The organism is Pseudoalteromonas sp. RW-H-Ap-1, assembly GCF_048318575.1.
In the GTDB taxonomy this organism is placed as follows: Bacteria; Pseudomonadota; Gammaproteobacteria; order Enterobacterales; family Alteromonadaceae; genus Pseudoalteromonas.
This window is the reverse complement of record NZ_CP166996.1, coordinates 852415-866755: the sequence shown is the minus strand read 5'-3', so window position 1 is coordinate 866755 and position 14341 is coordinate 852415. Positions and strand designations below refer to the sequence as shown.

Annotated in this window: 12 protein-coding genes and 1 riboswitch; all 12 genes read right to left on the bottom strand. The window is 41.3% G+C overall.

Features of this window, described 5'->3' with window-relative positions; translation table 11 throughout:
• Window positions 1-71: 71 nt before the first annotated feature.
• The 12 genes from AB8618_RS04055 to flhA all read right to left on the bottom strand — a co-directional run bounded on the left by AB8618_RS04055 (window position 72) and on the right by flhA (window position 14326).
• Entirely contained in the window at window positions 72-1022 is a 951-nt protein-coding gene (locus AB8618_RS04055) for a sensor histidine kinase (RefSeq protein ID WP_409424922.1), read from the bottom strand.
• Complete coding sequence (locus AB8618_RS04050) at window positions 1015-1566, bottom strand: heme NO-binding domain-containing protein (RefSeq protein WP_409424921.1); 552 nt, start codon at window positions 1564-1566, stop codon at window positions 1015-1017. Before AB8618_RS04050 ends, AB8618_RS04055 begins: the two co-directional genes overlap by 8 nt.
• Before the next feature lie 219 nt (window positions 1567-1785).
• Window positions 1786-4212 carry an ATP-dependent helicase HrpB gene (gene hrpB / locus AB8618_RS04045; protein WP_413401425.1) on the bottom strand — a complete coding sequence of 809 codons (2427 nt, stop codon included), beginning with the start codon at window positions 4210-4212 and terminating at the stop codon, window positions 1786-1788.
• Window positions 4213-4260: 48 nt separating this feature from the next.
• Entirely contained in the window at window positions 4261-4677 is a 417-nt protein-coding gene (locus AB8618_RS04040; RefSeq protein WP_409424919.1) for a hypothetical protein, read from the bottom strand.
• On the bottom strand, window positions 4670-6019 hold the full coding sequence (locus tag AB8618_RS04035) for a FliI/YscN family ATPase (RefSeq protein ID WP_409424918.1): 1350 nt from the start codon (window positions 6017-6019) through the stop codon (window positions 4670-4672). The genes AB8618_RS04040 and AB8618_RS04035 overlap by 8 nt, the downstream gene beginning before the upstream one ends.
• A complete protein-coding gene (locus AB8618_RS04030; protein WP_409424917.1) occupies window positions 6012-6644 on the bottom strand; it encodes a FliH/SctL family protein in 633 nt (210 codons plus the stop codon). Before AB8618_RS04030 ends, AB8618_RS04035 begins: the two co-directional genes overlap by 8 nt.
• A 2-nt stretch (window positions 6645-6646) precedes the next feature.
• Window positions 6647-7666 carry a FliG C-terminal domain-containing protein gene (locus AB8618_RS04025; RefSeq protein WP_409424916.1) on the bottom strand — a complete coding sequence of 340 codons (1020 nt, stop codon included), beginning with the start codon at window positions 7664-7666 and terminating at the stop codon, window positions 6647-6649.
• Window positions 7647-9374, bottom strand: coding sequence for a flagellar basal-body MS-ring/collar protein FliF (fliF, locus tag AB8618_RS04020; protein WP_409424915.1), 1728 nt, complete (start codon window positions 9372-9374; stop codon window positions 7647-7649). The genes AB8618_RS04025 and fliF overlap by 20 nt, the downstream gene beginning before the upstream one ends.
• Window positions 9375-9382: 8 nt before the next feature.
• A complete protein-coding gene (locus tag AB8618_RS04015; protein ID WP_010391195.1) occupies window positions 9383-9706 on the bottom strand; it encodes a flagellar hook-basal body complex protein FliE in 324 nt (107 codons plus the stop codon).
• Between the two features lie 17 nt (window positions 9707-9723).
• Window positions 9724-11037: a sigma 54-interacting transcriptional regulator gene (locus AB8618_RS04010; RefSeq protein ID WP_409424914.1), complete on the bottom strand. Its 1314-nt coding sequence runs from the start codon at window positions 11035-11037 to the stop codon at window positions 9724-9726.
• Between the two features lie 20 nt (window positions 11038-11057).
• A complete protein-coding gene (locus tag AB8618_RS04005; RefSeq protein WP_138607588.1) occupies window positions 11058-11930 on the bottom strand; it encodes an OmpA family protein in 873 nt (290 codons plus the stop codon).
• A gap of 97 nt (window positions 11931-12027) precedes the next feature.
• A riboswitch (cyclic di-GMP riboswitch) is annotated at window positions 12028-12110 on the bottom strand.
• 140 nt (window positions 12111-12250) lie between these two features.
• Window positions 12251-14326, bottom strand: a complete 2076-nt coding sequence (flhA, locus tag AB8618_RS04000; RefSeq protein ID WP_010391191.1) for a flagellar biosynthesis protein FlhA — start codon at window positions 14324-14326, stop codon at window positions 12251-12253.
• Window positions 14327-14341: the final 15 nt, after the last annotated feature.

Genomic DNA, 14341 nt, shown 5'->3' with positions numbered 1-14341 from the left:
TTATACCTACGCTCAATAGCCACAACACACTTTGTAGCCATGCCTACATGGTAAACTTTAAGCTTACAAGGTTATGAAGCAATAGGTATTACACAACGTATTAAAGACCCCATACCCACTTCACTTTCGACCTCTATAGTGCCATTGTGCTCTTTAAGCACATTGTAAACTATAGCCATTCCCATACCAGTACCTTGGCCTACGGGTTTAGTGGTAAAGAAAGGATCGAACATTTGTTTAAGTGTATCAGCGTCCATCCCACAGCCGTTATCTGCCACCTCTATGTAAATATTGTTTTTATCGGCAAACAGCTTAACTATTATTTTTCCTTGCTGATCGCGCAAATCGTCGCAGGCGTGTTTGGCATTAATTAATAAGTTTACAAAAACTTGTTTCATAGATGATATATTACACTGTGTTAGAGGTAACTTTTCAATGTGTAACTCTATAGCACATGTTCCCAACTGGTTGTCGAGTAGTTTTAGCGTGCCATTTAATGATTCTGTAATATCTGCCATTGCAGTTACGTTGTCTTTTAGGCTTGCAAAGTCGACAAGGTTACTAACAATATGAGCTATGCGCTCTAACCCCTCTTGGGTATCATCAACTAAGTCATCAATATCGTCCACAATAAAGCTTAAATCGTTCTCTTGATTGAGCTGAACTAAAATAGACTCTAACTGCGATACTGAAATCGATTTATCTACAAATTGTTGAGCCGCCGTCATTAACGAAACCAACACGGGCTTTATAAATTTTATACTTTCTACATTACTGGTTATGTAAGCCAGCGGGTTATTTATTTCGTGGGCCATGCCAGCAGAGAGTGTCCCTAGCGTAGCCATTTTTTCACTTTGCATTAAGGTTATTTGTTGGTTTTTGACCGTTTCGAGCTTTTCTTCCAGCTCTTGATTAACAATAAACAATGCCCGTGTTTTGTCTTCTAGTAGGGTTTCTAATTGGTCTCTAGCTGATTTTTCGCGCAAATACGCTTTTTTATAATTGTAGTCGTCTTCAGCCATGGGGAGTCTCATATTTTATTTCAATTAAACACGAATCAAACCCATCATGCATACACTGAGCATGGTTAAGTTTAACATCAACTCCATAATGAGACGCAGCACCAAAAATAAGCCCTTCGGCGCACATACAAAGCTGCCGCTTAGAGTTGTAACGCATTAAAATAAGCCCGTCTTCAATAATTTGGGCGTCAATTTCAGGTAAATTAGGCTCATGATAAAGCTTAGCTACTTCAACATGAATTACTTTATCAATACCAATAATGAGATCAGCAAAGCAATTAAAGTTAGCAACAATGCTTGGATGACGTGCCTTTAAGTGAGAAAATAAATACTCTCCAAAGGCCTTTAATACCTCAGGCATAGACATAGAAAGTGCAGTTGCTACATCTTGTGCTAAACAAACTATTTCTTCATCTGGATAACTTTCTGCCGAAATATAAACACGACCCTCCGGTGCATTTTTTTCAAGTAAGTCGTCCCATGCAGCCATGCCACATTTTTCAATAACTAGAGCTTCAAGTCCTCTAAAGATAACGCCTTTCATGCATGTGCCCTCTATTATCACTTTTAGATTGTTAGCTGCATCTTCAATTAGTTACAAACGCTCGCTACCTTACTGCTTATATGTACACTAGGGTAATAAGTCTTACCCTGTAAAATATCAGCATTAAAGTAATAATAGTTTAGTGCTTGTAAAACGCCCAAAAATGTTCGTTATTTGCATGCTCTAAGATTAATCTTAAGTTAAATTGAAAAAGCGTGATCACATTCGGCTTTTTACTCTATTGGTGGCAACGCTATTGGCAGGGTCGTCTGGCCAAAAATGTTTGGGGTAGCGCCCTTTCATCTCTTTTTGTACCTCGCGGTAACTACTATTCCAAAAATGTGCTAAGTCTTGGGTTAACTGTAGTGAACGCTTGCCTGGAGATAACAACTCCATTAGCAATGCTAATTTACCGTTAGCTAACATAGGTGTACTGGTTAAACCATATACTTCTTGCATGCGCACACTAAGCTTGGCGGGGCCATCAAGTTGGTATTCAATTTTTATGTTAGAGCCACTTGGTACTGTTAGTCGCAGTGGGAGTAAAGATTTTAGCTCGCTTTGCTGTTGCCAATTAAAACTGTTTTGTAGTGCCTCAAAATAATTAAACTTTTTAAGTTGCTCAAGGGTTTTAATATCTTCAAGGTATACCCCTAACCAATCACCTGCTGTGTCAATGAGCTGCTGCTGATTAATAACAGGAAACTGTTCTGGCATCAATTTGCTGGCTAGGCACATTCTAATAAGTAGTTGCTCACTTTCTTTTTGCTCGTTAAACAGTGAAAAGCCCTGTTTGGCAAACAAACTAAGCCATGCCTTGGCCCGCTCTGTTTTATCAAGCTTATGTTTACTTGGTTGGCTACTAAGGGTAATTTCCCCAAGTTTTACTTCATCTTGATGAATAAACCGAGCGGCTTTTTCATCAAACTCGCAGCGAGTCAACTCAGTGAATAAATGCGGTAAATACTCTTTAAGCGCTAATGGATTTAGCGCCGTGGCTGCAAAGACTCGCCCGCCTTTATGTCCGCCCATACTGGCAATAGCTATATATTCGTCATTATGCCAGTAGTCAGGGTTTAGCTCAGCCCCTGCGCCATTTGCTAATAAGTAGCCATTGCCGCGTTTTTTAGCAATCCGATCTGGATAGCCAAGCGATACTAATAAGCTTAAATGTTCAGTGTTTAAATCTGTTTTGCTGTCGGTAAATTTTAAGCGTTTTAACCAATAATTTAATTGTTGCTTAAACACCAGATGTGGTCGTTGTTGTTGACTATGCAGTGCTAGGCTGAGCTCATTGGCAGTGTTAACTCGGCTTTCTAGTAAGGCCACTAAATAAATAGCTAAGCGATAAATCCCACTTAACCGTGCCTCTAACATTTGCGCTTTTAATAACATATGCGCTAAGCGAATATCGGCACCAAAGCCCAACATTTTACTACCCAGCGTGGTGAGCTTACCGTTACTATCTATGGCTTCAAGCATAGATAATAAATTGCTAGCTTGGCTGCATTGTTGCTCACTCGGCGGGTCAAGTAAGGTGAGTTCACTAATGCTTGCGCCCCATTGCTTCGCCTCAAGCATCAGTTGGCTAATATCTGAGGTAAGAATATCAGGGTTATCGTGGCTGTTTCGTCTCTCAAAAGTTTGCTTTGAACCTAACCGATACACAACCCCTGGTTCTATTCGTCCTGCACGCCCTGCGCGCTGTACTGCCGATGAACGCGATATACTTTGCGTGGTAAGCTCAGTTACACCGGTTTTTAAATTAAAGCTGGCTGCACGGCGCTTACCGCTATCAACAACAATTCTAATACCTTCAATGGTTAAGCTGGTTTCGGCAACATTGGTGGTTAATACTACTTTTCTCATCCCTTGAGGCGCAGGTGAAATTGCAGCTTGTTGATTGGCTTTATCTTGTTCGCCAAATAATGTGGCAACTAGGCAGTTGCTAGGCAAGTCGCTCAGCGCTTGTTGCACTTGCAGGATTTCACGCTGGCCGGGTAAAAATACCAGTGCACTGCCTGTTTGCTCATTGAGTGCTTGTTTTATTATTGATGGAATAGCGTCAAGCCAGCGGCTTTCATCTTTTATTGGGCAATATAATTCGTCAATGGGGTAACTTCGCCCGTTTGATTGAATTACTGGGCAATTAAAAAACCCAGTGTAGCGTTCGCTATCAAGGGTAGCCGACATCAGCATAATGGTTAAATCTTCACGCAGCGCCGCTTGCGATTCTAAAGCAAAAGCCAGTGCGGTATCTGCTGCGATTGAGCGCTCATGAAACTCATCAAAAATAAGTAAATCAACATCACTGAGCTCAGGATCGTTTTGTAACATGCGCGTAAGCATGCCTTCGGTAACTATTTCAAGGCGAGTGTGCGCGCTGACTTTACTTTCTCCTCGCACCCGTAAACCGACACTTTGCCCCAGCATTTCGTTTTGACAGTGCGCTAAATAATTGGCAATATTTCTCGCCGCCAAGCGCCGCGGCTCTAACATGACGATGTGCTTATAATGCCCATCGCGCATAAGCTGTAATGGCAACCATGTTGATTTACCAGCACCAGGCGGCGCTTGCAGTAAGGTGATTGGGTTGGCTTTTAATGCATCAATGAGTGAAGTATATATTTCTTGAACCGGCAGCACGCTATTTACCCTAAATTACTTTGCCGCCATTGTAGCAAAAATTAGCAGTTATTTATGCAGGGCACGGCTATGTGCCTGACTGATCATTTCATCTAACGTTTTAGCCTCTTGCTGCTGCGCTTTATTTTGATCAGCACGATGCCTATTACTCACTATTCCTTCTATGCCTTTGGTAAAGCTCATTTGCTTAAAACAAGCTTGCTGCTGACGTAATTCATCTTGCTGTGAATCATCAATACGCGCTTGTTGCTGCGTCGATAAGCCAGACAAAATACGCTTCATCCCTGACAAATTTTGTAAGCTCAGCGCCGAGCTCATTTGCTGGTTTTTATCCATACTGTTTATGTGCTGCTGAAGCTGAGATAAGCGTTGCTGCTCTAGGTTACTTCTTTGTTGTAACTGAGTTTGCTCGGCCAGCATTTTATCTAATTTTTGTTGTTGTAATCCTAAAAATTTATTAAGCATTCAGTTTACCCATCACTGCATTTAATTGAGTTATTGACTGTGAAAAATCCACTTGTTCGTTCAACCCTTGGCATAGAAATGATTCGATTTGTGGATACAAATTTACCGAACTGTCGAGTTCCGGATCTTTACCTGCCTGATACGCCCCTAAAGGTATAAGCTCATGTACTTGCATATAGCGGCTATAAAGCTTTTTCAATTTATAACAAAAACTTAGCTGCTCATCACTTACTATGTTTGGCATTACTCGACTAATCGATGAACCAATATTAATCGCCGGATAGTGGCCCTTTTCGGCTAATGTGCGATCTAAAACGATATGACCATCAAGGATTGCTCTGGCATTATCAGCTATTGGATCTTGCTGATCATCCCCCTCAGCTAATACTGTATAAATGGCAGTCATACTGCCTTTGCTTTTTTCACTATTACCCGAACTCTCGACCAGCTGGGTTAATTTACTAAATACCGATGGCGGGTATCCTTTGGATGCAGGCAGCTCACCAACCGATAAGCCAATTTCTCGCTGTGCTTGCGCATAACGGGTTAATGAGTCCATCAACAGCAATACATTTGAATTTTTATCTCTAAAATAGGCCGCCAATTTATGGCTAAGCTCGGCCGCTTTAATACGCAATAAGGGAGAATCGTCTGCTGGGGATGCTATTACAATGGCTTTTTTTAAGCCTTCTTTACCAAGGCTTTGCTCAATAAAATCTTTTACCTCCCAACCACGCTCACCGACAAGGCTTACGATAACCACATCGGCAGAGGTAAAGCGGGTCATCATGCCAAGCAACTTACTTTTACCCACTCCCGAACCTGCAAATAGCCCTAAACGCTGGCCTTTTCCCACACTAAATAAGCTATTAATGGCGCGAATACCCACATCTAACGGCTCGATAACGCCTTTGCGCTCCAGCGGCGTTAAAGAATAATCGTTACCCAATTTACTGGCGCTTTTTGTGCTGTCTTGTTCAAGTGGGCCTAAGTTATCAATCGGCTGCATTTGCGCATCAAGCACACGCCCTAATAACTTTTCTGAAATAGCTACATGATTGTTTTTTATAACTGGCCTAACGCGTCCACCTGAATATAAATTTTGTATTTTTTTCAGGGGCATTAAATAGGCTTCATCTTGATTAAAGCCCACTACTTCAGCGTCATACCAGTGACCATCAACACTTTCTACCTGGTATTTTTCACCCATAGCAAATTGCCCACCGGTAGCGGTAAGCGTTAAACCATTTACTCGCGTTAAGCGGCCATAACTTTTAACTAATTCAGGCGGGGTTAGCGCTTTCAGCGAAGACTTTAAGCTGGTATGTAGGGGGTTAGTCATGCGGCTGCGCTTTTAAAATTTCAGGTATTACTTCATCAAGTAAGCTTTGTAATCGCTCTGAAAAAGAAAATCGATGTGTTTGTTGCTCTGCCACCAATTCAACATCGCCACTACTTAGAGCTTCGTCAAAATAAACCGGCACTGAAAACTCAGCTAAACGTGCATCATCAAAGCAGTGGCGATCAGCCCCTGAGAACATAATTTTTGTTACTACATCGCGATTGCTAAGCAAGTTAATGGCTTTTTCAATAAGCTGCGCGCGTATTTCGGGGCGTACTTTTAGCTCGCAGTCAATAACGTGCTCAGCCAAGGTACTTATCATTAAGGCAAGGTCTTGTTTAAACTCATCATTAAAGTTAAGTAGCTCATTATTAGCTTTATCAAATAAAGTGTTAAAACGTTCAATAAGCTGTGTTTTTTGCGCTTCAAGACGTTCAGCAACCCGTAGCTCTATTTGTTGCTCCATTTGCTGCTCTAACTCACTTTGCTTATCGGCTGCCCCCTGCACAAGACCTTTTTCAAAGCCCTGCTGTAAACCAACACGCTGAGCAGCATCTAAACGCTCTTGCAGCGTTTGATGTTGCTCATTTTTATTTAAAGTGGGAAACCTAAATGCTTGACTCATAGTTAGCCTGCGGTCTCTTCTTCAAATAAGCGATATTCAATATCACCTTGTTTGCTCATGTCTCTTACTATCGACATAATTTCTTTTCTGGCGGCAATCACTTTGCTCAGTGGTTGCGCGCTTAAACCATCAATTTGTTGTTGGTACACCTGCGCTAAACGTTTAGGTAATGCACCTAAAACACGCGCTAAAAACTCACTGTTTACACCCTTTAACGACATCGTCCATAACTCATCTGGAATGTCATTAAGCAACAAGGTTAGTGTCTCGTCTGTTTGCTTAATTAAGCCATCAAAGTCGTACATTTTCTCTTGTATTTCATCAGCTACGTTAGTGTTCTGTTTTTTCATTAGTTCGATAATTTGGCTCTTATTACCGTTGTAACGATTCATAATTTCTACCGCTTTATCGACACCATTTACTTGTGCACCTACTTGGCGGCCAACAAATTCAATACACGATTCAAGCGTTAAACGCACATCATCAATAACGTGTTCGCTCACTTCACGAAGGCTGGCAATACGATACAGTAAATCATCATGCTTCGATTCTGGAAACAGTACAATAATGGCTGAGGCTTGCTCTGGGGGTAAAAAGGCCAAAAACAGCGCCTGCATTTGCACATGTTCCTGATCTAAAAAACGTACTATAAGCTCTGGCGGGATCCACTCTAAACGACGTAAATCGTCATTCATTGCACCACCATAAATATCATCAAGCATAGTTTTGGCAAGCTTACGGCCGACGGCTTTATCAAGTGCTCGCTCTAAATACACACGCGACGCGCCATTGACACCACTTTCATTGCGGTAGCAATCAAAAAATTCACTCAAGGTGCCTGCAACATCCTGTTGAGTAACGTTTGAAATTTTAGCCATGCGCTCAGAAATAGCCTGTACTTCACGGCGACCTAATTTACGAATAACACTGGCGGCATTTTCCTCGCCCATACTTAGCAATAAAATAGCGGCGCGATCTAACGCCGGTAATTGTGAGCCTTTATCAAGCTTTTCTTGATTCAATTTCAACTCCTTGTTCTACCCAATATTTTATTACCGACGTGACACGCTCGGTTTCTTTATTAGCAAGTAACTGCATGTGCGCTATTTGTTCTTCAAAGTCATTGCCTATTTGCGGTAACGACATATTTTGATGTTCGCCTGCGCCTTCTTTGGCGGTTAAGTTTTCTATTTGCGATTTAGCATTAATGGCGTCATCAAGCGGACTGCTTTGTCTTTCTGTTGCAGAGGCTGATTTAACTTCATTATCAGCGGTTGCCATGGCGTTGTTTGCTTCGTTACTTTTACCTTTTATCAAGTGATTAACTAAAGGACGCACACCAAATAAAATCAGTAATAAACTAATTAAAGTACCAACAATATAACGGGCATACTCTTTAAGTTCGGGCATTTGCCACCACTCAAGGCCTTCACCCGGTGCTAAAATCTTTTGCTCTACAAAGGCAAAGCTAGTGATGTTAAATTGATCGCCGCGTGCGTCGTTAAACCCCGTGGCTTTTTTTACCATTTCACCTAATGAAGCGAGCTTTGCTTCGCTCCAGCCATCAGCTGTTCCAGCTACTTGCTCATTAATAAGTACTGATAAGCTCATGTTTTTAATACGGCCTACTTCAAATTGGGTGTGAGTCACTGAGCGACCATTTTCAAACTGTCGCTTACTCTCACTTCGTTGTGAAGTACGCTCGTTGTTTTCATCTTCAGCTTGTTCATTAGGCACAGGAGGCTCGTTAGCTAAAGAGCCCGGAATACCAGCCGCCAGCTGATCTAGGGTGCTATCAGATTTAATAAACTCTTGTGTTAATACATTTTGTGGGTCAACCATTTCACGGGTTTCTTCTACCACGCTAAAATCAACATCACTAGAAACCTGAATTCTAAAATTACCTTCACCCAAAATTGGCAACAACATTATAGAGGCGCGTTGCTCTATATTGCGTTCAACTTTTTCAATAAAGGCGAGTTTTTTATCGGTTTCTTTACCCACTGGCGTAGTATCGAATAAATCGCCACTGAGTAATTTACCGCGCTGATCCACCACCGACACAGAACGAGAATCAAGCCCTGGTACACTGCCAATAATCAGTGCAATAATAGCTTCCACTTGCTCTGGTTTTAGCTCATGCCCTGGGGCTAAATCCACCATTACCGAAGCCGCAGTTTTTTGTTCAGTACGCCCTACAAATAAGCTGCGCTTGGGAACTGCTAGATGCACGCGCGCATTGCGAATACCTTGCATATTAATAATGGTGCGTGCCAGCTCACCTTCTAAGGCATGCTGGTATTGCATAGATTCGATAAATTGACTGGTGCCCATAGACACTTTGTCGCTAATATTCTCAATTCCCTCAGGCATAGAGGCTTTAATGCCTCTAGCAGCAAGTGTAATTCGCGCATCAGCCAGTTTTTCTTGTGGCACTAAAATATTACCGCTGTCGGTATCAATGCGGAAGGTAATTTGTTCTTTATCTAAAATTTCTAAAATATTGGCTTTATCATAGCTTTCTTGATTACCGTAAAGCGGTACGTAGTTTTTAGCCGAGGTCCATAAAATAAGGACTATGGTCGCCGCCACTAAGGTGGCTAACAATGCAATGGTTGCAACACTTCTGTCACCTGAGTTGCCAAAGTTTAATTTGTTTGAGAGATTAACCACTCTTTCTTTTAGGTTACTCTCATTTTGCTCAGGTACTTTTGCTAATTCTCCTTTCATATCAGCCTCTACAGTGACATGCGCATGACATCATCAATGCCATTGAGCACTTTATTGCGCATTTCCATCAGCATAGAAAAACTAAGCCCCGCTTTTTGACTAGCGATCATTGCGCCTACCACATCTTCACTTTCACCAGTATCAACGGCTTTAACCATCTCACCGGCGATATTTTGTTGGGCGTTGATAGAGCGAATAACATGCTTAAAATCTTCACTAATATTTACATTTTGATTACTGATAGCAGCCGGCTCTATGCTCTCTGGACCTGCAATTTTTTGCATGTCCATCATTTTGCCCAGCATCATTTGTTGACTTTCAATTGGCGACATTCTTTTTTTCCTTCAAATTATGCAATTGCATCAATATCAATACCGCATTCACGCATAGCGGCAATTTTATATCTTAATGCTCGGGTAGTTACGCCAAGCGCCTGTGCAGTTTGGGTGCGATGCCCTTTAAATCGACTCAATAAACTGTATATATAATCAAACTCCGCCTGCTTTTTATTCTCTTTTAACTGGGTGGCACAAAAAGCCGCCGCTGTTGGTGAGCAATCAGGTAAATTTAAATCTTCAACCTGAATTTCAACGCCTCTGGCCATCACTAAAGCTCGTTGGATTACGTTTTCAATTTCTCGTACATTGCCCGGCCAGTTGTAACAAAGCATCACATCTTCGGCTTGCTTGCTAATATGAAATTCAGAGTTGCCGTATTTTTTTATAAAATGATGAGCCAATGGGATGATGTCATCAACACGATCCCGAAGTGCTGGCCAGCTAAGCGGTAATACATCTAGTCGATAAAATAAATCTTCACGAAATGTGCCTTGCTCAACTTGTTCACGCAATACGCGGTTAGAGGCGGCAATAATGCGTATGTCTAAATTTATTTTTTGATGACTGCCGAGTCTTTCAACTTCTCGCTCTTGTAATACGCGCAGTAATTTAGCTTGTAAATCCAATGGCAGCTCAGTAATTTCATCCAGTAAAATAGTGCCGCCATTGGCCAGCTCAAATTTACCTGGCTGAGCATTCACCGCGCCGGTGAACGCGCCTTTATTAAAACCAAATAACATGGCTTCAAGCATATTCTCAGGAATAGCGGCACAGTTAACCGCAATAAATGGCTTATCTCTACGCTCTGAAGCTTTATGAATAAAGTGCGCTAACTTCTCTTTACCTGTTCCCGATTCGCCAGTGATCAACACCCCTGCGGCGGTTTGAGCTGCGCGATGAGCCAAACGAAGTATTTGCTGTGACTTAGTTGAAACAGCGATTAAATCTTCAAACCCATGCTTCATTGAATCAGTGTTTCTGATTGTTTTTTTAAGCTGTTCTGCAAAGAAAGGTTTTAATAAGTAATCAACTGCGCCACCGGCATTAATTGTTTTTGATGCAATTTCACTTTGTGAAGAATCGACTAACGTTACAATTTGCGAAGTGGGGCATGTCTTACGCAGTAATTTTACTAATTCAACCAGTTCGAGCTGTTGAGTATCTGCATCAACAAACACAAGCTCTGGCTTACTGATAAGGCAGTGGCTCACCGCATCGCTGATGGAGTTTGTATGCAGAAACTTAAAGTTTTCGGCAAATACAACCTGCTGAATTTCAGACGTTGGCTGTTGTTCACTGATCCATAAAAGGTATCTTTGACTCATATTATTCCTTTGCGGTGCAATTAACTTGAGTGTCGGAAAAGACGAACTAAAACACGGCGATTAGACGATGCGCCCTGCTCTGAATTTTTTATAATTGGATAACGTTGACCATGCGCTCTTACTTCTAACATGTCTTTGGGTAAACCAAATTCAATGAGTCTGGCAGCAACGTCATCTGCTCTTTCTTTTGAAAGCAGTCGATTTGATAGCGGCGAGCCCGTATTATCCGTGTGGCCATCAACCAGCACTTTACTTACGCGACTATCTAAAGAAATGTAACGCACTAAATCTTTTAAAAATTTGAGATCTTTAGCCGTTGTTACTGTGCGCTGCCCACTAGCAAACTGTAATTGATGGTCGCGTGCTTGCTCCCAAGAAAGCGGAGATAAACTAGCTAAACACTGCTGATAATCTGCAACTATTTTATCGCTATGGGTATTAGTAAAGGTAAGGCGAAGTTGTTCATCACCAAAGTTTATAATGCTGTCTAACCAACCGCCCTGCTTAATGACGCGAAGTAATGGGGTCATATCTGCAGAAAATTGTATTTCATTGTCTTTAATATCTTTAGACATAAAGTTTAATGGCGTGAGAACTGTATTTGCTGGCTGCCAATCGGCTTTACGGGAAAGAACATGCAAACTTTTTATCGGTTTATCTTGTAAAAGCCAAGTAAATACAAGTTGTTGCTGTTGTGCTGGTACTGATTTCACTTCAAGTAGCGCATAATTATCAAAGCGCTGCTTGAGAGAGCAAGCAAACGGGTTGCTACTGACTGACCAGGTGGAGTTTTCGTAGCTTTGAACCAGATTTTGCTCTGATGCGTGCCCCTGCGGCAACATAAACACAGCACAGGGCAATGCAAATTTAATAAGCTGAGTTAATCTATTCATGTATATTCCGTATAAAGTTAAATAGAACAATTAAGTTTTTTAAATCAATAGCGAAATACAACAAATACAAACACAGTATTAATGAATATCACTAAGTTAATGTAACCCCACGATCGTAGCGATTGCCTTAGACTGGGAGCTTTGCGTCCTATGCTTTCGCATAGTTTGCCGTTTAATTTACTTATGCATTATTTTAAACCAATATAAAAACTAGTAATTATGTACAATAAAAACAGTAGACTATAGTTAAATATCACTAAATGCAAACATTACTCTATAAAATTCATAGTCAATTAATTTTACACTACATTTACAACTATTTATCCTAATGAACCGAGTATATCTACGCGGATAGTATCTGGAATTTCATTATAAGAAAGAACAACTAAGCTGCCTTTTGTAAAAGTTTTAGCATAACGTGCCAGCAGCGGTCTTAGCTGTGGAACCACAATTAATGTTGGTGTTACACCTCTTGATTTCATGTCTTCGACTATCATCGGCATGGTGCGTTGAAATTGCCCCAGTAAATTAGGATCTACCGCAAAACTATCTAGTACTACTTTGCCCGCCTGCATGGCTTGATCAAGTGAGCTTTGTAAAGTGCTTTCTAGCTTTTCATCTAGGCTGTAGGCACTGAGTTCATCACGATTGCCCATCACCTGTTTTACCAATACTTTTTGCAGTGCACAGCGTACGTCTGAAACCAGCAAAATCGGATCTTTAGTTACCTCTACGCTGTCTATTAATGTGCCGGCAATAGTGACTATGTCTTTAATACTTATGTGTTCTTTTAGTAGTAAACGAATCACTTTTAGCTGTAAATTAGTCGGTAATGCTTTTTCGAAGGTTTCGGCTAAGCTAGGTGAGATTTCTTTTAGCCGTTCATTAAGCTTTTGTACGTCTTCATAACTAAATAACTCATCTAAATGTTCTTTGATCACTTTGCCGGTATGAGTAGCAATAATGGTGCCTAAATCAACCACAGAGTAACCCATATTTAATGCTTGGGTTTTGCTGTCATCTTTTATCCAAACGGCCTCAAGCCCATAAGCAGGATCAGTGGTTAATTCACCATCTAAGCTGCCGTATACATCACCGGTATTTAACGCGAGTAACTCTTTGGCGTTTACATTAGCACTTGCAACAGGCACACCGGCTAAGTTTACTTTGTATTCTTGTGGATTTAATTTTAGGTTATCTTTTATTCTGATCTCCGGTAATAAAAATCCAAGTTGCTCAGAAAGATTTTTACGCACACCTCTTAAGGTTTTTACCAGCTCTTCCCCTTTGTCTTTATCGGCCAAATAAACCAAACGAAAGCCAAGCTCAACCGACAACTTATCAACATGAGAAATATCTCCCCACTCTAAGTTAGCCTGTTGCTCACTTAAAATGGTGTCGGTCATTTGTTCGGCTTCAATTAAAGAGTTATCGGGGAGAGAGCGTTGTAATCGCCAAGCAACATAAAATAATGGCGCGGCAAACCCTAAAAAGGCGACAGTGGGCATACCTGGCACAATACCAAGCGTAACCATAATTAATGCAGCAGTAAAAATAACACGCGGAGAGGCAAGTAACTGCTTACCTACTGCTTCACTTACATCGCCTTCATCGTTCATACGCGTAACAATAATTGCCGCAGCAACCGCGAGTAACAACGAAGGAATTTGCGCAACTAAGCCATCACCTATAGTTAACAGCGCAAAACGTTGGAACGCTTCGGCTAAACTTAAACCATGTTGGAAAGCACCTATTGATACACCGCCCAACAGGTTGATCACTAATATAATTAAACCGGCAATGGCATCACCGCGCACAAACTTAGAGGCGCCATCCATAGAGCCATAAAAATCGGCCTCTTGGGCTATAGTACTGCGTCGCTCTTTTGCTTGCTCAGGGCCAATTAATCCGGCATTTAAATCGGCGTCAATTGCCATTTGTTTACCGGGCATGGCATCTAGAGTAAAGCGTGCAGCCACCTCAGAAATACGCTCACCGCCTTTGGTAATAACCACAAAGTTAATCACCATTAAAATAACAAACACCACAATACCAACGACGTAGTTACCGCCTATAACCACTTCACCAAAGGCCTGAATAACGCGACCTGCCACATCTGAGCCTTCATGGCCATGCAGTAATACCACACGTGTTGAAGCAATATTTAGGGTTAAACGCATCAAGGTGGCGACTAACAAAATAGTCGGAAATACAGAAAAATCGAGCGGCTTTTTAGTAGATACCGCCACTAACAATACAATCACCGACAATACAATGTTAAAAGTGAATAATGCATCTAATAGCCATCCTGGTAATGGCAAAATAACCATCGACAAAACAGCTAACAGCAAAATAGGAATAGCGGTATAAGGTTGAGTAAAACTGCGCCAGTTCAAATTATAACTCCAACA

Excerpts from the sequence above, each read along its gene's own strand:
- AB8618_RS04055 (WP_409424922.1), bottom strand. The coding sequence starts at position 1,022 with ATGGCTGAAGACGACTACAATTATAAAAAAGCGTATTTGCGCGAAAAA.
- AB8618_RS04050 (WP_409424921.1), bottom strand. The coding sequence starts at position 1,566 with ATGAAAGGCGTTATCTTTAGAGGACTTGAAGCTCTAGTTATTGAAAAA.
- AB8618_RS04040 (WP_409424919.1), bottom strand. The coding sequence starts at position 4,677 with ATGCTTAATAAATTTTTAGGATTACAACAACAAAAATTAGATAAAATG.
- AB8618_RS04035 (WP_409424918.1), bottom strand. The coding sequence starts at position 6,019 with ATGACTAACCCCCTACATACCAGCTTAAAGTCTTCGCTGAAAGCGCTA.
- AB8618_RS04030 (WP_409424917.1), bottom strand. The coding sequence starts at position 6,644 with ATGAGTCAAGCATTTAGGTTTCCCACTTTAAATAAAAATGAGCAACAT.
- fliF (WP_409424915.1), bottom strand. The coding sequence starts at position 9,374 with ATGAAAGGAGAATTAGCAAAAGTACCTGAGCAAAATGAGAGTAACCTA.
- AB8618_RS04015 (WP_010391195.1), bottom strand. The coding sequence starts at position 9,706 with ATGTCGCCAATTGAAAGTCAACAAATGATGCTGGGCAAAATGATGGAC.
- AB8618_RS04010 (WP_409424914.1), bottom strand. The coding sequence starts at position 11,037 with ATGAGTCAAAGATACCTTTTATGGATCAGTGAACAACAGCCAACGTCT.
- AB8618_RS04005 (WP_138607588.1), bottom strand. The coding sequence starts at position 11,930 with ATGAATAGATTAACTCAGCTTATTAAATTTGCATTGCCCTGTGCTGTG.